Source organism: Pseudomonas violetae (assembly GCF_023072615.1).
Lineage (GTDB): Bacteria > Pseudomonadota > Gammaproteobacteria > Pseudomonadales > Pseudomonadaceae > Aquipseudomonas > Aquipseudomonas violetae.
Window position 1 is genome coordinate 17,789 of record NZ_JAKNRW010000012.1, and the last position, 18,813, is coordinate 36,601.

Genomic DNA, 18,813 nt, shown 5'->3' on the forward strand with positions numbered 1-18,813 from the left:
TCGGTTACGTGAACTGGTTTTCAGCGATTGAAATCAGCTGCTCGCGGGCTCTTAGGATTGGTCGCGAGTACTTGGGACATCCGGCGAAGCTGAATTTGCTCCTGCTCATTCAACAGGCGGTACAGGCGGATAAGGCGACGTTCAATTGTGGACAGATCCCGCCATTCAAACTCATTGGTTTCAACGCTGAAAGGCTCAGTTTTCGTGCGATCCAACATGCTTACTACTCCATAAAGTGCATTGCTGAATCGACGTTATCGGGGCGGCCATAGCTTTAGTTAAAGGCTTGACGAATGACGCAGATGGATTGTTTGGGATTAATTCCGAAGGCGGGCAGCGTCATCGGCCATGGCCTGCAAGAAGCGACGGATCGCCTCCTTATCGAATGGCGTGATGCTTCTGTATTGGGTGATCAATTCTTCCTCTTCTGGAGTAAACAATTGCCCAAGCGGTGTGGAACGCCGGCCAGTCAACACAAACGCTGCGTCGACACCCTGCTCTTCAAGAGCGGACACATAGCGAAGGTCGAGCGAATTAGCCCCCAGCTCATAGTTTTTTTGGGTTCCCCGACTCACCCCAAGAAGTGCTCCAAACTCTGTTTGATTTAACCCTAAGCGCTCGCGCTCTTCTCTCAGGCGTTCACCTACTTGATCTGCTATGAGCATTTTTTTATTCACCACCATTGACTTGATCAATTTTTTGACCAAGAATCACCACACACAAACGCGAACAAACACAACCGAACAGAGTGAACACTATGCCCGCCACCATTACACCGGAGCAAGCCCGCGCGGATCTGGATCGCAGAGGTATCAGCATCGCGGAATTCAGCCGAAAGCACGGATTGAACAAAAATTTAGTCAGCGACCTATTGAACGGTCGGATCAAAGGTCGCCGTGGGGAGGCACATCGCGCCGCAGTATTGCTAGGTATCAAAGACGGCGTAATCGAACAGTAATGGCACTGAACCACAGGGAAAAGCAGAACATGAAAAGTTCGGTTCTAAAGACTCGCCGGGAAGTAGTCAGCGCAATCATTTGCAGTTACCCAGGTGGCCGGGAATGCGCTGCAGCACGTATCGGTTTGGCGCTGAAAAAGTTCGACAACCACGCTTACGAAAACAACAACAGTCGCCCGCTATCAGACGCCCAGCTCTACCAGCTGGAGCAGGAAGCCGGCACGCAGCATCTACCCAACTACGTCGCAGCAATGTACGGCGGCTTGTTTGTTCCGGTGGCAGATCCGGAGAGCTTGGACAATGTCGAGATGTACACCCTTTCGGTGAACGTTGCGGCCAAGCGCGGATGTGTTGACCAAGAAATCGCAAAGGCGTTGGCGGACGGCTGCATTTCCGAGATCGAAGCCGAACACATCCTCAATGCCCACAACCTGCACATGGCAGCACGTCATGCCGAAGTGCTGGCAGCCATCGACCTGTACCGCAATAAATCAGGGGTTACTCAATGAACCATCTGCCTGCAGTACTTGAATACCAGGACGTGCTTAAAGCCGCTGCGCTCACATTTCTGGAGCGCCACCAATGCGAACACTTGGGTGATGACCAGCAGCTGTTCGACCGCGCAGTTCAGCACCTGGTGACCGACTACGACGTATTGACGACAACCGCCGAAAAGCTTGTTCACCTCGCATGCAGCGATATGTCGGCGATACGCGATCGGCAACGCTTGGACATGATCAGCAGCACGTCGACGCACACAGTCATCATCGATCCCGCCACCGGCAACGCTTGGGCTGTTCCTGTCAGCCTGATCTACGAACGCATTCTCAACGCACCGGACAACGGTCGTTTCCGCATAGCCGCACCGTAATACCCACCCACTGAATCGCCCGTCCCGCCGCTGTGGGTTTGGGTGAGCTGCGCCCGGAATAGAGGTTTGACGATGGAAAACGCCATGAACATCAACGCAAAACTGACATCAGGTCAGGCCCAAGCGCTCTTGGCCAACCTGCGCGAGCAATACCGTCTCAGCCTCAATGACCTCTGGTATGCAGATCAGTACCGCATGATTCCCGATGGCTTGCGTCACGGATCAATTCTCGCCAATAGCCCGGTGATGGCTGCTCAAAAGCACCTGATCGGCGCCCTAACCCAAAGCCTCGGCCTTAGCCTCAAGGCAGTGAAGTAATCATGAGAGACGATCTGCGTCACGACGTTCTGCAGCGCATCGAGTCCGAATTCGGCCTCAAACACCGTGCGCCCACTAACTACATGCGTGGGGGAACTTGTCCCAAGTGCAACAAAAAAGAGCTGTACACCCGTTTCGACAGTCCCTGGCAGCTGATCTGTGGACGTCAAGAAAAGTGCGGCCATACGGTGCATGTGAAGGAGATTTACGACGATCTCTTTGAAGACTGGAGCAAGCGGGTTCCAGCTACTGAAAACGCCCCTACAGCGACGGCGCGCGCATACCTTGAGTTTGCCCGCGGCTTCGATATTTCATTGATCGCCGGTTGGTTCACACAGGAAACGTACTACTCGGCCCAGCATGACGCTGGCAGCGCGACGGTGCGCTTCGCCCTGGAGAAAGGCGGCTATTGGGAACGCCTGATCGACAGGCCTTCGCGCTTTGGCAAGATGAAAGCCCGTTTCAAGCCAGGTGAATCCTACAAAGGCTTTTGGTGGTGTCCGCCGTGCGTCGACGTGCTCGAGGCGAAAGAGATCTGGATTGTCGAGGGGATCTTTGATGCGCTTGCCTTGGTACATCACAACATCGCCGCCGTGTCGGCAATGTCCTCAAACGCCTTCCCGGCCGACTCGTTGAATTCGCTGGTAGCTGCTCGCCCGGGCAACCTGCCAAAGCTGGTTTGGGCGCTGGATAATGAACCTGGTGCACACGCTTACACCAAGCGCTGGGTCCGTATGGCCCGTGAACTGGGCTTCACCTGCGAAGCCGCCCAAATCCCACAGCGGGATAACAGGAAGGTCGACTGGAACGATCTGCACCAACGTTGGCAGTTTTTGGACGAAGGCGAGAAGCGTGATGCTCAGGTCGACAAAGACATCACCACCGCCCGGCATCACGGCGCCCTGCTGATCGCTGAGAACGCCACCGAGAAAGCGCTGGTGATGTTCGATTGGAAGCGCCGTAGCGAATTCCACTTGGAGTTCGGCAACCGCTTGTACTGGTTCAAACTCGATCTGGAGAAATACAACAAGGCGATCCAGGAGCTCGAGGACAGCGACCACCACGACGACCAGCAGCTGAACAACAAACAGATGCGGTCCAAGGCAATGCAGCAGTGCGGCGCGCTGCAGCGCATTGCTACCTGTAATCCGAAGGCACTGTACTACCAGGAAAACAAGCTCACCGACGAGTCCTGGTATTACTTCCGGATCACGTTCGCCCACGATGCGGCGCCGATCAAGAACACCTTCACCAGCTCGCAGATCGCCTCGTCTGCAGAGTTCAAGAAGCGGCTGCTCGGCATTGCTCCTGGCGGGATGTTCACAGGTACCACCCCGCAGCTGGACGCCTTCATTGAGGAGCAAACCGACGCCCTCAAAACCGTACAGACCATTGACTTCACCGGTTACACCCGTGAGCACAGCGCCTACGTCTACGGCGACGTGGCGGTGCGCGATGGGAAAGTGTTCAAGCTGAACGAGGAGGATTTCTTTGACATGGACCGGCTGAGCATCAAGACACTCAGCCAGTCGGTGATCCTCAACCTGAACACGGACCTGGAGAAGTTCGACACCGAGTGGCTGGACATCATTTGGCAATGCTTCGGTGCCAAAGGGCTGGTCGCGCTCGCATTCTGGTTCGGCTCGCTGTTCGCCGAGCAGATCCGGCAGCACCAGAAAAGTTACCCCTTTATGGAGATCATCGGTGAGCCAGGTGCCGGTAAGTCCACGCTGATCGAGTTCCTATGGAAGCTCTGCGGTCGTATCGACTACGAAGGTTTCGACCCAACCAAGGGCACCCCAGTTGCTCGAGCACGTAACTTCGCCCAGGTCGGCAATCTGCCAGTGGTGCTGATCGAATCGGAGCGGGAAAAGACCGATGGCAGCCAGACCAAACAGTATGACTGGGACGAACTAAAAACCGCCTACAACGGCCGCAGTGTTCGCTCCACTGGCGTGAAGAACAACGGCAACGACACCCGAGAACCTCCGTTCCGTGGCGCTGTGGTCATCGGCCAAAACCACGCGGTAAACGCTTCAGAACCCATTCTGCAACGCCTGGTGCACATCGCCATGACGAAGGACGGCCAGACGCCGCAAACCAAATTGCTGGTGGAGAAGCTTGAGCGTATGCCGGTCGACCGCGTCAGCGGGTTCCTGGTCAAGTCCACCATGATGGAAAGCAAGGTGATGGAGACCCTCCGCGAAAAGGGGCCCAAATACGAACAGCAACTGCTGGCCCTACCCGAGATCCGCACCGTCCGGATCGCGAAGAATCACGCCCAACTGCACGCCCTAGTCGACGCCCTTGAACACGTTGTCCCACTGAAAAAGCACCAGGTGGACGCGGCCCACGCGGAGATCCAAAGCATGGCAAAGGAACGCCAGCTGGCGATCAACGCTGATCACCCGATCGTCGTCGAGTTCTGGGAGCTGTACGAGTACTTGAACAGCACTGCAGGTGGGCTCAACCACTCCCGCAATGACAGCCTTATCGCGGTGAACCTCAACGATTTCGCCAAGGAAGCCGCGGAGAAACGCCAGAAAGTCCCAGACCTGACGGAGCTCAAGCGCCATCTGAAAACAAGCAAGTGTCCCAAGTTCGTTGAGACCAACAGGAACGTCTGCTCGGCATGGGATACCGATGCCGCTGATAAACCGAAAACCGTGCGGTGCTGGATTTTCCAGGCTGCCTAAAACCACCAAGGGAGAAATCGCAGATGACTGCCATCGCAGTACTCGTCCATTGAGCTGGGTGCTCTTGGGACACGAACTCACCTTGTAACCACCCTCCCCACATTCTGCCGCCACGAACGGCATGGAAAAAGTTATGGCCAATCGAAGCGCTGCTCAAGTCGCACCCATCCTCCCGCGTTTCATTCGCGCCGGCGAGGCATACGGCTATCTCGGCATGTGCCGGGACGAATTCAACAAAACCGTCCGGCCACACGTTCGGGAGTTCCCAATCGGAAAACAGGGTGTCGGCTTCGACCGACTGGAGCTTGACGAGTGGGCAGACGCCTACATTCAGGCCATGGCGATTGAAAAAGCAGCCAATCAGGACAACAATCGGCCCCGCAGCGAGCGCCAGGGCGGATCCAAAGGAGATACGCAATGGCACAAAAAGCAATCACCGGGCTCCAGCGAATGCCGAGCGGCATCTGGAAGATCGACAAGAAGTACCGAGGTGAACGAATTCAAGAGAGCACTGGCACTTGTGACCGCGCAGAAGCGGAGCAGTACCTGATCCATCTCTTGGAGCAGCGCCGACAGGAGAAGGTATACGGTATCAAGAAGGTAAGAACCTGGCGGGAAGCGGCAACTCGCTTCCTGCTGGAAGTGAAGGATCAGGCCTCGATCCATATTTCGGCAACGTACATGGCACAGCTGGATCCGTTCATTGGGGATATGCCAATCACACACGTCGATGATGATGCCCTGGCCCCCTACATCCGCTCGAAGCTGAATCCGGCAACGGGCAAGCCAGTGACTAACCGGACAGTGAACATCGCCCTTCAGCGAGTGATCCGGGTATTGAATCTAAGTGCCAGGAAGTGGAGGGATGATGAGCGTCGGCCGTGGCTGGATGTGGTCCCGATGATCTCACTGCTGGACGAAAAGACGACCAGTCGAAAGCCCTACCCGCTTTCATGGGAAGAGCAGTCGATCCTATTCGCCGAACTCCCAGCCCACCTTCAGACCATGGCAATGTTCAAGGTCAACACAGGCTGCAGGGAGCAGGAGGTATGCAAGCTTCAGTGGGATTGGGAAATTGCGGTGCCGGAGCTAGGGTCAAGTGTGTTCCTGATCCCGGCAAGCTTTGGCGGCAGGAGCATCCGGGCCGGGGTAAAGAACCGGGACGAGCGCCTGGTCGTGCTAAATGATGTGGCCAAGTCAGTCATTGAAAAGCAGCGCGGCAAGAACCAGCTTTTCGTGTTTCCGTTTGGCAAGCCTGACGGCGAAGGGAATGAAACGACAGTTCACCGCATGAACGACTCAGCTTGGAAGAAGGCCAGGGTCAGGGCGGCGAAGAAATGGCAGGAGAAATATTTGCGGCCGGCACACGATGGTTTCGCCCGGATCCGCATTCACGACTTGAAGCACACCTTTGGCAGAAGGCTACGTGCAGCAGGTGTGACTGAGGAAGATCGCAAAGCATTGCTCGGCCATAAGAACGGCAGCATCACCAGTCACTACTCAGCGGCAGAGCTGGACCAACTGATTGAGGCTGCAAATAAGGTATCAGTAACCGACTCACGCGCACCAGCGCTGACGATCCTGAAGAGGAGGCAGGGATAGTAGGAAAACTCAAGGTCACTCGAAAAGTCACTGGGGTGGAAATGAAAAAACCACCAATAAGGTGGCTAAGTCATTGAAAAATATGGTCGGGACGGAGTGATTCGAACACTCGACCCCTAGCACCCCATGCTAGTGCGCTACCGGACTGCGCTACGCCCCGACTAGGCGTGAAACCCATCCCTCAACTCGAGGAATGCTCAAGAATATATCGCAAGCTTTTGAAAACTGGAAGTATTTAAAAGCGAAAAATTATTTCTTGAGTACAACCAGCACGTCTTCCAATTCGGCAATCATCTGCCGGATCATCTGTTTGTACTGGGTGGTGTCATCTTTGGCTTCGTCGCCGGACAAACGCTGGCGTGCGCCGCCGATGGTGAAGCCTTGATCGTAAAGAAGCGCGCGGATCTGCCGGATCATCAGTACATCCTGACGCTGATAATACCGGCGGTTTCCGCGGCGTTTAACGGGGTTGAGTTGAGGAAACTCCTGCTCCCAATAGCGCAGCACATGCGGTTTTACCGCACACAGCTCGCTGACTTCACCAATGGTGAAGTAGCGTTTGCCTGGGATGACGGGTAGCTCGTCGTTATGACTTGGTTCCAGCATAAGCCTCAACTCGGGCCTTCAACTTCTGCCCTGGACGAAAGGTGACCACACGGCGAGCCGTGATCGGGATTTCTTCTCCCGTTTTCGGATTGCGGCCAGGCCGCTGGCGCTTGTCCCGAAGGTCGAAATTGCCGAAACCGGACAATTTGACTTGTTCGTTGTCTTCCAGAGCGTGCCTGATTTCTTCAAAAAACAGTTCGACCAATTCCTTGGCCTCCCGTTTATTCAGGCCCAGTTCCTCATACAGACGTTCCGCCATCTCAGCTTTCGTCAGAGCCCCCATACGTCACTTCCTTAGCGTGGCGTTCAACCTTTGTTCGAGCGAGGTGAGGATGTTTTGCGTCGTGGTATTCACCTCATCGTCATTAAGAGTGCGCGATGGATGCTGCCAGGTCAAGCCGACTGCAAGGCTTTTTCTATCAGGATCAATGCCTTTACCCTGATACACGTCAAATAGCCTGAGGTCTGTCAGCCATTCGCCTGCATTTTCACGGATTACGTCGAGTACGGCACTCGCTGCGACGTCTTTTTCCGCGATCAGGGCCAGGTCACGTCGCACTTCAGGAAAGCGCGATAACTCCTGGAATTTAGGCATTTTACCCAGGGCCACTTCTGCCAGAACCAGCTCGAATACGAACACCGGGCGGTCGAGACCGAGGGTTTTCGATAATTCCGGGTGAATGGCGCCCACGAAACCGACCAGGCGACCTTCACGTTCGATGCGAGCGGTTTGACCCGGGTGCAGCGCTGGGTGTTTGCCCGGCACGAAAGTGAACGAATCCAGCGCCCCGGCAAAACCCAATACCGCTTCCACGTCGGCTTTGACATCGAAGAAGTCGACGACATCGCGACCTTGTGCCCAGCCTTCCGGCAGGCGGCTGCCGCAGACCACACCGGCGATCATCGGCTCTTGCTTGAGGCCGTCGAGTTGACCGACGAAGCGCAGGCCGCTTTCGAACAGGCGGACGCGATCCTGCTGGCGGTTCAGGTTGTGCTGAAGCGCCTTGACCAGGCCCGGCCACAGCGAAGAGCGCATGGCTGCCATGTCGTTGGAGATCGGATTGGCCAGGAGCAGCGGTTCAACGCCTGGATTAAACAACTCGAATTGTTTCGGATCGATGAAGCTGTAGGTGATCGCTTCCTGATAACCACGGGCGACCAGCAGGCGACGCAGTTCTGGCAGGTCGCTACGGGCTTCGGCCTTGGCTTGCGGAGCAAGACGGGCTTGCGGGTAGCGAACCGGCAGGCGGTTGTAGCCGTACAGGCGAGCCAGCTCTTCGATCAGGTCAACTTCCAGGCTGATGTCGAAGCGATGGCTTGGCACTTCTACGCGCCACTGCCCTGCCCCGTCGGCGGAAATCTTCAGGCCCAGGCCGTTGAGCAGGCGCTCGACTTCGGTCGACTCCATCTCCATGCCGAGCATCTGGCTGATGCGCTGTGCACGCAAGGTGACCGGAGCGATTGACGGCAGGTGCTGTTCGCTGACGGTTTCGATGATCGGGCCGGCTTCGCCGCCGGTGATTTCCAGCAGCAAGCCGGTGGCGCGCTCCATGGCTTCACGGGCCAACTGCCAATCTACGCCACGCTCGTAGCGGTGCGAGGCGTCGGTGTGCAGGCCGTAGGAACGGGCCTTGCCAGCAACGGCGATCTGGTCGAAGAAGGCGCTTTCGAGGAATACGTCGCGAGTGGTCGCGGTGTTGACGCCGCTGTGCTCGCCACCCATGACGCCGGCAATCGCCAGGGCGCGGGTGTGGTCGGCGATGACCAGGGTATCGCTGCGCAGGCTGACTTCCTGACCGTCGAGCAATACCAGCTTCTCGCCTTCCTCGGCCATGCGCACGCGGATGCCGCCATTGATTTCGGCGAGATCGAAGGCATGCAGCGGTTGGCCCAGCTCGAGCATCACGTAGTTGGTGATGTCGACGGCGGCGTCGATGCTGCGTACGTCGGAACGGCGCAGGCGCTCGACCATCCACAGCGGAGTCGGCTTGGACAGGTCGACGTTACGGATGACGCGGCCCAGGTAGCGAGGGCAAGCGGCCGGCGCCAGAACTTCAACCGAGCGCACTTCGTCGTGCACGGCTGGCACGCTGACCACAACGGGACGGGTGACTTCGGCGGCGTACAGCGCGCCGACTTCACGCGCCAGGCCGGCCACGGACAGGCAGTCACCGCGGTTCGGGGTCAGGTCGACCTCGATGCTGGCGTCGTCCAGGCCCAGGTATTCACGGATGTCCTGGCCAACCGGTGCATCGACCGGCAATTCCATCAGGCCATCGTTGCCTTCGCCAACCTGCAACTCGGCTTGTGAGCACAGCATGCCGTTGGACTCGACGCCACGCAGCTTGGCTTTCTTGATCTTGAAGTCGCCTGGCAACTCGGCGCCGATCATGGCGAACGGGATCTTCAGGCCTGGGCGCACGTTTGGTGCACCGCAAACGACCTGGAAGGTTTCGGCGCCATTACTGACCTGGCACACACGCAACTTATCGGCGTCCGGGTGCTGCTCGGTGCTCAGCACCTCGCCCACGACCACGCCACTGAATTCACCGGCGGCCAGCGTAACGCTATCGACCTCAAGACCGGCCATCGACAGACGAGCAACCAGCTCGTCACGACTTACCTGCGGGCTTACCCAACCGCGCAGCCATTGTTCACTGAATTTCATCCTGCTCTCCTAAGAATTCGTTACGACTAGCGAAATTGCGCGAGGAACCGCAAGTCGTTGTCGAAGAACAGACGCAAGTCGTTCACGCCGTAACGCAGCATGGCCAGACGCTCGACGCCCATGCCGAAGGCAAAGCCCGAAAACTCTTCCGGATCGATCCCGGACATACGTAGCACGTTCGGGTGGACCATGCCGCAGCCCATGACTTCCAGCCAGCCCGTCTGCTTGCAGACTCGGCAGCCTTTACCGCTGCACATCACGCATTCCATGTCGACTTCAGCGGATGGCTCGGTGAACGGGAAATACGAAGGTCGGAACCGCACGGCCAGCTCTTTCTCGAAGAACACCCGCAGGAATTCTTCGATGGTGCCCTTGAGGTCGGCGAAATTAATGTCGCGATCGACCAGCAGGCCTTCGACCTGGTGGAACATCGGGGAGTGGGTGATATCGGAGTCGCTGCGGTACACGCGGCCTGGGCAGACGATGCGGATCGGCGGCTGTTTCAATTCCATGGTGCGGACCTGTACCGGCGAGGTATGGGTGCGCAGCAACATGTTGGCATTGAAATAGAAGGTGTCATGCATCGACCGGGCCGGGTGGTGGCCTGGGATGTTGAGCGCTTCGAAGTTGTGGTAATCGTCTTCGACCTCAGGGCCTTCGGCAATGCCGTAGCCAATGTGGGTGAAGAACTGTTCGATTCGTTCCAGAGTACGAGTAACCGGATGCAGACCACCCGAGGTCTGGCCGCGGCCAGGCAGGGTCACGTCAATGGACTCGGCAGACAGTTTGGCGGCCAGGTCGGCCTCTTCAAACAGTGCCTTGCGGGCATTGAGAACCTCTGTGACACGCTCCTTGGCAACGTTGATCAGGGCGCCGACTTGCGGACGCTCTTCTGCCGGCAAATTCCCCAGGGTCTTCATCACCTGAGTCAATTCGCCCTTCTTGCCAAGGTAGTGAACCCGGATTTGCTCCAGGGCATTGATATCTTCAGCGCTTTGCACAGCCTCTAGTGCTTGAGAGACGAGCGCATCCAGGTTTTCCATGTACAGACTCCAGATACAAAATAGGGGAAGAGCTTGAAGGCTCTTCCCCTATTTATGACGTTTAACACCTGGCCCCACAAAGGTGAGGCAGGGTGACTGTCGGGGGTACTTAAGCCAAGGTGGCTTTAGCTTTCTCGACAATCGCAGCAAACGCCGCTTTTTCGTTCACTGCCAGATCAGCCAGAACCTTACGGTCGATCTCGATGGACGCTTTTTTCAGGCCGGCGATGAAACGGCTGTAGGACAGACCGTTGATACGTGCACCAGCGTTGATACGAGCGATCCACAGAGCGCGGAACTGACGTTTTTTCTGACGACGGTCACGGTAGGCGTATTGGCCTGCCTTGATTACCGCTTGCTTGGCAACACGGAATACGCGCGAACGAGCGCCGTAGTAGCCTTTAGCAAGTTTCAGAATTTTTTTGTGACGTTTACGGGCAATGACGCCACGCTTTACACGAGCCATGAGTTACTTCCTCTATTCTTGACTAAATTAACGAAGGCGCAGCATGCGCTCGACTTTTGCCACGTCACACGGTGCCAGCAAGCTGCTACCGCGCAGTTGACGCTTACGCTTGGTCGACATTTTAGTCAGGATGTGGCTCTTGAAAGCGTGCTTGTGCTTGATACCGTTAGCAGTTTTCAGAAACCGCTTAGCAGCACCACTTTTAGTTTTCATTTTTGGCATGTTCGGATACTCCGCATTCAGTTGATAAACATAATCAGTAGGCCTGCCGTGCCCAAATGATTACTTCTTCTTTTTCGGGGCGATGACCATGATCAGTTGGCGTCCTTCCATCTTAGGATGCTGTTCGACCGAACCGTACTCGAGCAAGTCACCTTCAACTCGCTTGAGGAGTTCCATCCCCAGCTCCTGGTGGGCCATCTCACGGCCGCGGAATCGCAAGGATACCTTGGCCCTGTCCCCATCACTCAGGAAACGTACCAGGTTGCGCAGTTTTACCTGGTAATCCCCTTCCTCCGTCCCTGGACGAAACTTGATTTCTTTAACCTGAATCTGCTTCTGGTTCTTCTTGGCTGCGGCAACCTGCTTCTTCTTTTCGAAGATCGATTTGCCGTAGTCCATCAGCTTGCAGACAGGAGGTACAGCATCGGCGGAAATTTCCACCAAATCGAGCTTGGCTTCTTCAGCCTTAAGAAGCGCGTCTTCAATTGACACAATCCCAAGCTGCTCGCCTTCAGCCCCAATTAACCGAACCTCGCGTGCCGAGATATTCTCGTTGATCGGGGCTTTCGGTGCAGCTCGTTTATCTTGTCTCATTTCACGCTTAATAGTAATTACTCCGAATCTGGGCGACCACGCCGGGAAACCGCTTGCGCGAGAAACTCAGCGAACTGGGCGACGGGCATCGAGCCCAGGTCAGCACCTTCACGAGTACGCACAGCGACAGTCTGCATCTCGACTTCCCGATCTCCGATAACCAAGAGATAGGGAACCTTGAGCAAAGTATGCTCGCGGATTTTAAAGCCGATCTTTTCATTTCTCAAGTCAGACTTGGCACGAAATCCGCTTTCGTTGAGAGTTTTTTCAACTTCAGCGGCGAAATCAGCCTGCTTGTCAGTGATATTCATGATCACTGCCTGGGTCGGAGCCAGCCACGCAGGGAATGCTCCCTCGTAGTGCTCGATCAGGATTCCGACGAAACGTTCGAAGGATCCGAGGATCGCCCGGTGCAACATAACCGGGTGCTTGCGACTGTTGTCTTCGGAGACGTATTCGGCTCCCAGACGGACAGGCAGGTTAAAATCGAGCTGCAGGGTACCACACTGCCAGACGCGGCCAAGGCAATCTTTCAGCGAGAACTCGATCTTCGGACCGTAGAAAGCGCCCTCGCCCGGTTGCAGATCGTACGGCAGGCCCGCGCTATCAAGGGCTGCAGCCAGGGCAGCCTCGGCGCGATCCCACAGTTCGTCGGAACCAACGCGTTTTTCCGGACGAGTGGACAGCTTCATCTCGACGTCTTTAAAGCCGAAATCGGCATAGACATCCATGGTCAGCTTGATGAACGCGGCGGATTCGGCCTGCATCTGCTCTTCGGTGCAGAAGATATGGGCGTCATCCTGGGTGAACGCACGTACGCGCATGATGCCGTGCAGCGCACCCGATGGCTCGTTGCGGTGGCAGGCACCAAACTCGGCCAGGCGCATCGGCAGCTCGCGGTAGCTTTTCAGGCCCTGGTTGAACACCTGCACGTGGCACGGGCAGTTCATCGGCTTGATGGCGTAGTCGCGGTTTTCCGACTGGGTGGTGAACATGTTGTCGGCGTAGTTCGCCCAGTGCCCGGATTTCTCCCACAGACTGCGGTCAACGACTTGAGGAGTCTTGATCTCCAGATAGCCGTTGTCGCGCTGAACCTTGCGCATGTACTGCTCGAGCACCTGGTACAGGGTCCAGCCGTTCGGGTGCCAGAACACCATGCCCGGCGACTCTTCCTGGGTGTGGAACAGGCCCAGGCGTTTGCCGATCTTGCGGTGATCGCGTTTTTCCGCTTCTTCGATGCGCTGGATGTAAGCCGCCAGCTGCTTCTTGTCCGCCCATGCAGTGCCATAGACGCGCTGCAATTGCTCGTTCTTGGCATCACCGCGCCAGTAGGCGCCGGACAACTTGGTCAGCTTGAAGGATTTCAGGAAACGGGTGTTCGGCACGTGCGGGCCGCGGCACATGTCGACGTATTCTTCGTGATAGTACAGGCCCATGGCCTGTTCGTTCGGCATGTCCTCGACCAGACGCAACTTGTAGTCTTCGCCACGGGCCTTGAACACTTCGATCACTTCGGCGCGCGGAGTGACTTTCTTGATCACGTCGTAATCTTTCTCGATCAGCTGCTGCATGCGCTGTTCGATAGCGGCCAGGTCGTCCGGAGTGAAAGGACGTTCGAAGGCGATGTCGTAATAGAAGCCTTCGTCGATGACCGGACCGATCACCATTTTGGCCGTCGGGTACAACTGCTTGACCGCGTGGCCAACCAGGTGGGCGCAAGAGTGGCGAATGATCTCCAGCCCCTCTTCATCCTTTGGCGTGATGATTTGCAGCGTGGAATCGCTGCCGATGATGTCGCTGGCGTCGACCAGTTGCCCATTGACCTTGCCGGCCACAGTGGCTTTGGCCAGGCCAGCACCAATAGATGCGGCGACTTCGGCTACCGAAACCGGGTGATCGAATGAACGTTGACTGCCGTCGGGAAGAGTAATAGTTGGCATGGCGCCTCCTCTCCTAGTGGTGACCCCTACCAAAGGTCACGTGGGTTGGGATGAGCCAGTACAAGATCCGATCCAGGCCATTCAATGACGAACGCCTGCCTTACAGCGGCAGGAGCCTTGCGGCCAACCGGAAACCGAACCAGAGTGACTGGGATTCAAATCAGGGTTATTCGGGCCTCTGCCGCCACCGGGACTGAAGGTCATCCGGAGCCTGGAAACGCCCGAGCGATGCATGCTAGCACAGATGAACGGTCATCGATGCGATGGCGCTCGCGGCGAGGGCAAATCGACGTTTTTTATGCCAGAGTGCTGAACTTGAACAGGGTTTTACCCCTCAGATAATAAGACATTGACCCACAAGGAGCATCCCCGCATGCGTCTGAATCGTTTATTCGCCATCGTCGCCCCCGTCGTCCTGCTGCTGCCACTGGCCGCCCACGCGGATTGGCCGAAGGGCGAGCGCGAGAAATACATGGCTCAGTGCACCCAGGCAGCCACGCCGCAAATCGGCGCCGCGGCTGCCAAGGCCCACTGCGCCTGTGGCGCCGATGCGATCAAGTCGTACCCGGCCAGCGACATCCAGGCATTGATGGACAACAAGGCCAGTGATGCGCTGAAACAGAAAGCACTGACCCAGATCGCCTCCTGCAAAGCCGATCCGAAGGCGAAAAAATAAGCCCATCGGAGCCCATTTTCAGCGTGGACGAGAGCCAAAAAGCCCCTGAAAACCGTTTTTTCCTACAAATTCTTCAGGTTTTTAAGCTTTTTTTATCGTCTTTACTTTCGACTGGAAGCCTTTTAAATCGGGGCTTTCAGCCAATATGAGCAGCAAAGCAAGCGTGACCGCAAGGCAAACAGCGCCTCCGGGGGGCTCCCAAAGCGAACATTTCGACTATGATACCCCGGTGTGCCCAGTTGGCCTGAGCAGCACAGTACTGAAAAATATATGTTTCTTGGAGATACACCATGTCTAATCGCCAAACCGGCACCGTTAAGTGGTTCAACGATGAAAAAGGCTTCGGCTTCATCACTCCTCAAGGTGGCGGTGACGACCTGTTCGTACACTTCAAAGCTATCGAAAGCGACGGTTTCAAAAGCCTGAAAGAAGGCCAGACCGTTTCCTTCGTGGCTGAGAAAGGCCAAAAGGGTATGCAAGCTGCACAAGTTCGCCCAGAGTAAGTTTCTGGCGCACTAAAAAAACCCCGTCCATGTGACGGGGTTTTTTATGCGTGCAACAAAAGCCTGGTACGGTCAGCCGCAGTTGACGCGGGTGACCACTCGAGCCGCATCGGTATTGAGGTTCAGGCGGTCGGAGCGGTATTCCAGGGTGACCATGTCATCGGGCAACAGGAACCGGGCATTCTGCGCGCCAGCGCGAGTGCGAGCCTGCTCCAGCAATTCAGACGAAGCCTTCTTGCCGATGGCGAATTCGGCTGCCTTTGCTTCGCAGCGGCTGTGACCCGTTTCCGTCGCCGTTACAGGGTCTGCTGCCGATTCGGAGGACGTACTGCTGCAACCAGCCAGCAACGTGGCGGCCAACAAAGTACCCAATGACGCGAGCTTCCAAGGCATGAAGCCTCCTCTTTTCAATAGTTAAGCTGAGATCGTGCGACCACCAATCTGACGATTGGTTTCACCGTGGGTGATAGCACCCTGCCCCCAGACAGGATAATTGCCAAGTTTGCCTGAGCACCACCCTGCTGATCATTCTTCAATCGTGACTGAATATGAACAACTCTTAGTAGACGTCGATGTAGTCAAACGGCGGATTCGGCCAGTTCTCTTTCAACGCGTTGTAGATCTGCATCACCCACACCCCATCGCTGGCAGCGACCCGCCCGACATAACCGGAACCCTTGGCCCAAGTCTCCAGGCGAAACAACAGGTCGCCGATATCAGTACCACCGACGACGCCTGAGGAGATATAGGCAATACCGCCTTTGGTGACCCGCAACTGGGTGTGCTCATCGTCACTGGCAGAGGCCAGCAATTGGCGAACGACATCAAGGGTCAAGCCGTCGGGTGTGTTCAAATCAATCTGCACGGGGCGGTCCTTGGACAATCTTCAAAGACCAAGTGTCGCATAGCCTTCCCCTCATTCCTAAGTCGGAGTGCTAAACGTCGCGCAAAATGGTTAACTCCGCAAATAGACTTCTACCCATTCACGAGCGCCATTCATGACCACCGTAAGTATCGATGCCGACATCAAGGCCAAGTGGCCACAGGGCCACAGCTCCTACAGCCCCGGCAGCCCTGAAGAACTGGCAATCATTGGCATAGATCTTCTGGTCAAGGAACTGGGAACCGAAGCGGCCCAGTCATTTATCACCCAGGTATTCGAGAAATACCCGGTGAACTATAGGGGCGTCGCGTACACGGCAGGCAAGTAACTCCCGCAGGCTGGGACCTGCGGGAATCGGCGGTTTACTTGAGGCGAGCCAGGCGCTCGGTCAGCAGATCAAAGAAACCCTGAGCGTCGCCGCTTTCAACCCAGAAAGCGTTTTTCGGTGCCTTCAGGCCGTCGTACCAGTCGACGATGGTCTGGCCGAAGGTTGGGCCTTCACGACTATCGACTACCACATTGACCGCACGACCGCTGAACAGCTCGGGCTTGAGCAGGTAAGCGATGACCGTGGCGTCGTGCACCGGGCCACCGGGAATGCCGTAGTGCTCCATATCGCCCTTGACGTATTCATTTAGGATATCGCCCACCAGCTTGCTGGCCTTGTTGTTCAGGGCCGCGATCTGCTTCAGGCGCGATTCGCTGGTGAGTATCTTGTGTGTCACATCGAGCGGCAGGTAAGTCAGCTTCACGCCACTCTTGAGCACAACCTCTGCCGCCTGGGGATCAGCGAACAGGTTGAACTCGGCCACCGGCGTAATGTTGCCACCGTTGAAATGCGCACCGCCCATGATCACTACTTCCTTGATGCCCTGAACGATCTCGGGCTCCTGGATCAGCGCCAGCGCCAGGTTGGTCTGCGGACCGAGCATGGCTATCGTGATGCTGTGGGGCTTGGCGGCTTTCAATGTATCAATCAGGTAGTTGACCGCATTGCCTTCGGCCAGGCCTTTTTTCGGTTCATGCACGGTGACACCCGACAGGCCTTCCTTGCCATGGATGTTTTCGGCGTAGATCGGCGTGCGCATCAGTGGCTTGGGTGCACCGGCGTACACCGGCACCTCTTCACGCCCTGCCCACTCGCGGGCCAGTCGCGCATTGCGCGAAGTCTTGTCCAGGCGCACGTTGCCGGCCACCGTGGTCAGTGCACGGATGTTCAACTCTTCAGGGGAAGCCAAGGCAAACAATAAGGCGACCACGTCGTCGGCACCCGGGTCGGTGTCGATGATCAGGTCGATCTTTTCCGCCGCCTGGGCGCCTGTTGCAGTAATCAAGGACAAAAGCAGCAAACTCCGGATCAGTTGGTGCAGTTTCTGAGCATAGCGGTGCATAGCGCACTCCTTGTGCGTGGGGAAACATTGATGTCGAATTTCTAGAAGGTCACTCCGGCGATCAGCACGATGTTGCAGTACGGCTGGCATTCGCCCGTACGAACAACCGCCCGCGCCTGTCGGCTGAGCACCTTGAATTGGTCATGGCTGAGCAAATCTCGACGTCCCAGTTCGCCGGCGGCATCAAGCTCGTCCAGGGTAGCCAGCGCCGTCGGTTGTTTATCGAGTATTTCCTGGGCCAGTACGTGACTTTCGACCTGCATTTCACTGAGCACCACCTTCAGGGTGCCGATGAAATCCGGGACGCCATGGGTCAGGGCCAGATCGATCAGTTCGACGCCGGCGGGCACCGGCAGGCCGGCATCGCCGATGACCACCATGTCGCCATGCCCCAGGGAGGCGATCAAGCGCGACAAGGCGACGTTGAGTAAAGGAGTCTTTTTCATGATGGTTTGAACGCCTGCACGTCGGACAAGGTGGGAATCGAAGGCTGCGCGCCGGCACGGGTTACCGACAGCGCGGCGGCTACCTGGCCAAAACGGATCGCTGCGACTTCGCCCCGGCCATCTGCAAGGGCCGCCGCGAAACCACCGACAAAGGTGTCGCCGGCGGCCGTTGTATCAATCGCCTTCACGGCCGGCGCCGGGAAGTGCTCGAAGCGGCTGCCATTGGCAAACAGTGAGCCCTGGGCTCCGAGCGTAATGATGATTTTGCCAGCCCCCAAGGCGATCAGCTGGGCGGCAGCCGCCTTGGCGGTGTCCAGGGAATCCACGGGCATACCGCTCAGAGCCGTGGCCTCACTTTCATTGGGAATCAGGTAGTCGATGTTGGCGTACCAATCTGCCGGCAGCGGGCGACTGGCTGGCGCCGGATTCAGGATCACGGTTTTGCCCAACTCACGGGCACGCTTGAGTGCATGACCCACCGTGGCATCGGGTATTTCCAGCTGGCAGATGACCACATCGGCCGCCTGCAGCACCGAATCGAAGCAACCGATGACCGCCGGGGTCAGCGCGCCGTTAGCCCCGGCAACGATCACGATAGCGTTCTGGCTGTTGTCGTCGACCACGATCAATGCCACCCCACTCGAGCCTTCGACGGTGCTGACCGCCTGGCAGTCGATCTGCTCTGCCAGCAGTGCGTCGCGCAGCTCCCGACCGTAAGCGTCGTTGCCGACACAGCCAACCATCGACACCTGCGCGCCCAGCCGGGCGGCGGCAACCGCCTGATTGGCGCCCTTACCACCGGACACCGTGGCAAACGATTCACCGATCAGGGTTTCACCGCCGCGAGGCAGCCGCGGCGCCCGGGTGACCAGGTCCATGTTCAGGCTGCCTATTACCGCTACTTTTGCTGACATTCGTCACTACTCGTCA

Annotated in this window: 25 protein-coding genes and 1 tRNA gene; 10 read left to right on the forward strand and 16 right to left on the reverse strand. The window is 57.0% G+C overall.

Annotated elements, in window-relative coordinates; genetic code table 11:
- Positions 1 to 20: 20 nt before the first annotated feature.
- On the reverse strand, positions 21 to 218 hold the full coding sequence (locus L9059_RS15935; RefSeq protein ID WP_247291959.1) for a hypothetical protein: 198 nt from the start codon (positions 216 to 218) through the stop codon (positions 21 to 23).
- Between the two features lie 99 nt (positions 219 to 317).
- Positions 318 to 665 (reverse strand): helix-turn-helix domain-containing protein, encoded by a 348-nt coding sequence (locus L9059_RS15940; RefSeq protein ID WP_247292055.1) that lies wholly within the window; start codon positions 663 to 665, stop codon positions 318 to 320.
- Between the two features lie 92 nt (positions 666 to 757).
- On the opposite strand from L9059_RS15940, the gene L9059_RS15945 reads away from it, so the two are divergent.
- The 7 genes from L9059_RS15945 to L9059_RS15975 all read left to right on the forward strand — a co-directional run bounded on the left by L9059_RS15945 (position 758) and on the right by L9059_RS15975 (position 6,445).
- Positions 758 to 958, forward strand: a complete 201-nt coding sequence (locus L9059_RS15945; RefSeq protein WP_155001762.1) for a DNA-binding protein — start codon at positions 758 to 760, stop codon at positions 956 to 958.
- Positions 959 to 987: 29 nt separating this feature from the next.
- Positions 988 to 1,467, forward strand: coding sequence for a YmfL family putative regulatory protein (locus tag L9059_RS15950; protein ID WP_282615496.1), 480 nt, complete (start codon positions 988 to 990; stop codon positions 1,465 to 1,467).
- Complete coding sequence (locus L9059_RS15955; RefSeq protein ID WP_247291961.1) at positions 1,464 to 1,829, forward strand: hypothetical protein; 366 nt, start codon at positions 1,464 to 1,466, stop codon at positions 1,827 to 1,829. Before L9059_RS15950 ends, L9059_RS15955 begins: the two co-directional genes overlap by 4 nt.
- Before the next feature lie 72 nt (positions 1,830 to 1,901).
- Positions 1,902 to 2,147: a hypothetical protein gene (locus tag L9059_RS15960; protein WP_247291962.1), complete on the forward strand. Its 246-nt coding sequence runs from the start codon at positions 1,902 to 1,904 to the stop codon at positions 2,145 to 2,147.
- A 2-nt stretch (positions 2,148 to 2,149) separates the two neighbouring features.
- Complete coding sequence (locus L9059_RS15965; RefSeq protein WP_247291963.1) at positions 2,150 to 4,843, forward strand: toprim domain-containing protein; 2,694 nt, start codon at positions 2,150 to 2,152, stop codon at positions 4,841 to 4,843.
- Between the two features lie 133 nt (positions 4,844 to 4,976).
- The gene (locus L9059_RS15970; RefSeq protein WP_247291964.1) at positions 4,977 to 5,393 is read left to right on the forward strand and encodes a hypothetical protein; all 417 of its coding nucleotides are present in this window, start codon (positions 4,977 to 4,979) and stop codon (positions 5,391 to 5,393) included.
- Positions 5,294 to 6,445 (forward strand): tyrosine-type recombinase/integrase, encoded by a 1,152-nt coding sequence (locus L9059_RS15975; RefSeq protein ID WP_247292056.1) that lies wholly within the window; start codon positions 5,294 to 5,296, stop codon positions 6,443 to 6,445. Before L9059_RS15970 ends, L9059_RS15975 begins: the two co-directional genes overlap by 100 nt.
- 83 nt (positions 6,446 to 6,528) lie before the next feature.
- Here the strand turns inward: L9059_RS15975 and L9059_RS15980 are convergent.
- From L9059_RS15980 to thrS, 9 genes are all read right to left on the reverse strand, one after another.
- Positions 6,529 to 6,605, reverse strand: a tRNA-Pro gene (locus tag L9059_RS15980).
- 89 nt (positions 6,606 to 6,694) lie between these two features.
- Positions 6,695 to 7,051: a MerR family transcriptional regulator gene (locus L9059_RS15985; protein WP_247291965.1), complete on the reverse strand. Its 357-nt coding sequence runs from the start codon at positions 7,049 to 7,051 to the stop codon at positions 6,695 to 6,697.
- The gene (gene ihfA, locus L9059_RS15990; protein WP_002553164.1) at positions 7,032 to 7,334 is read right to left on the reverse strand and encodes an integration host factor subunit alpha; all 303 of its coding nucleotides are present in this window, start codon (positions 7,332 to 7,334) and stop codon (positions 7,032 to 7,034) included. The genes L9059_RS15985 and ihfA overlap by 20 nt, the downstream gene beginning before the upstream one ends.
- A gap of 3 nt (positions 7,335 to 7,337) precedes the next feature.
- Positions 7,338 to 9,719, reverse strand: a complete 2,382-nt coding sequence (gene pheT, locus L9059_RS15995; protein WP_247291966.1) for a phenylalanine--tRNA ligase subunit beta — start codon at positions 9,717 to 9,719, stop codon at positions 7,338 to 7,340.
- A 26-nt stretch (positions 9,720 to 9,745) separates the two neighbouring features.
- The gene (gene pheS / locus L9059_RS16000) at positions 9,746 to 10,762 is read right to left on the reverse strand and encodes a phenylalanine--tRNA ligase subunit alpha (RefSeq protein WP_247291967.1); all 1,017 of its coding nucleotides are present in this window, start codon (positions 10,760 to 10,762) and stop codon (positions 9,746 to 9,748) included.
- Positions 10,763 to 10,871: 109 nt separating this feature from the next.
- A complete protein-coding gene (rplT, locus tag L9059_RS16005) occupies positions 10,872 to 11,228 on the reverse strand; it encodes a 50S ribosomal protein L20 (protein ID WP_007905879.1) in 357 nt (118 codons plus the stop codon).
- Between the two features lie 27 nt (positions 11,229 to 11,255).
- Positions 11,256 to 11,450, reverse strand: coding sequence for a 50S ribosomal protein L35 (gene rpmI, locus L9059_RS16010; protein WP_008145659.1), 195 nt, complete (start codon positions 11,448 to 11,450; stop codon positions 11,256 to 11,258).
- A 60-nt stretch (positions 11,451 to 11,510) separates the two neighbouring features.
- Positions 11,511 to 12,062 carry a translation initiation factor IF-3 gene (infC, locus tag L9059_RS16015; protein WP_176469887.1) on the reverse strand — a complete coding sequence of 184 codons (552 nt, stop codon included), beginning with the start codon at positions 12,060 to 12,062 and terminating at the stop codon, positions 11,511 to 11,513.
- A complete protein-coding gene (gene thrS / locus L9059_RS16020; protein ID WP_247291968.1) occupies positions 12,062 to 13,984 on the reverse strand; it encodes a threonine--tRNA ligase in 1,923 nt (640 codons plus the stop codon). The genes infC and thrS overlap by 1 nt, the downstream gene beginning before the upstream one ends.
- A 373-nt stretch (positions 13,985 to 14,357) precedes the next feature.
- Here thrS and L9059_RS16025 point away from each other — a divergent pair, with 373 nt between their 5' ends.
- Both L9059_RS16025 and L9059_RS16030 read left to right on the forward strand, forming a co-directional pair.
- Positions 14,358 to 14,660: a hypothetical protein gene (locus tag L9059_RS16025; RefSeq protein WP_247291969.1), complete on the forward strand. Its 303-nt coding sequence runs from the start codon at positions 14,358 to 14,360 to the stop codon at positions 14,658 to 14,660.
- A gap of 290 nt (positions 14,661 to 14,950) precedes the next feature.
- Positions 14,951 to 15,163, forward strand: coding sequence for a cold-shock protein (locus L9059_RS16030; RefSeq protein ID WP_003179963.1), 213 nt, complete (start codon positions 14,951 to 14,953; stop codon positions 15,161 to 15,163).
- Positions 15,164 to 15,235: 72 nt separating this feature from the next.
- On the opposite strand, the gene L9059_RS16035 is transcribed toward L9059_RS16030, so the two are convergent.
- Together L9059_RS16035 and L9059_RS16040 are read right to left on the reverse strand one after the other, a co-directional pair.
- Entirely contained in the window at positions 15,236 to 15,556 is a 321-nt protein-coding gene (locus L9059_RS16035; RefSeq protein WP_247291970.1) for an I78 family peptidase inhibitor, read from the reverse strand.
- Between the two features lie 166 nt (positions 15,557 to 15,722).
- On the reverse strand, positions 15,723 to 16,028 hold the full coding sequence (locus tag L9059_RS16040; protein ID WP_247291971.1) for a hypothetical protein: 306 nt from the start codon (positions 16,026 to 16,028) through the stop codon (positions 15,723 to 15,725).
- A 133-nt stretch (positions 16,029 to 16,161) separates the two neighbouring features.
- On the opposite strand from L9059_RS16040, the gene L9059_RS16045 reads away from it, so the two are divergent.
- Positions 16,162 to 16,374: a hypothetical protein gene (locus L9059_RS16045; RefSeq protein WP_247291972.1), complete on the forward strand. Its 213-nt coding sequence runs from the start codon at positions 16,162 to 16,164 to the stop codon at positions 16,372 to 16,374.
- A 34-nt stretch (positions 16,375 to 16,408) separates the two neighbouring features.
- Here the strand turns inward: L9059_RS16045 and L9059_RS16050 are convergent, their stop codons facing one another.
- Genes L9059_RS16050 through rbsK form a run of 3 tightly spaced genes read right to left on the reverse strand, consistent with a single transcriptional unit; the run spans position 16,409 to position 18,797 of the window.
- Positions 16,409 to 17,437 (reverse strand): nucleoside hydrolase, encoded by a 1,029-nt coding sequence (locus L9059_RS16050; protein ID WP_247291973.1) that lies wholly within the window; start codon positions 17,435 to 17,437, stop codon positions 16,409 to 16,411.
- A 41-nt stretch (positions 17,438 to 17,478) separates the two neighbouring features.
- Complete coding sequence (gene rbsD, locus L9059_RS16055) at positions 17,479 to 17,883, reverse strand: D-ribose pyranase (protein ID WP_247291974.1); 405 nt, start codon at positions 17,881 to 17,883, stop codon at positions 17,479 to 17,481.
- On the reverse strand, positions 17,880 to 18,797 hold the full coding sequence (gene rbsK / locus L9059_RS16060; RefSeq protein ID WP_247291975.1) for a ribokinase: 918 nt from the start codon (positions 18,795 to 18,797) through the stop codon (positions 17,880 to 17,882). Before rbsK ends, rbsD begins: the two co-directional genes overlap by 4 nt.
- Positions 18,798 to 18,813: the final 16 nt, after the last annotated feature.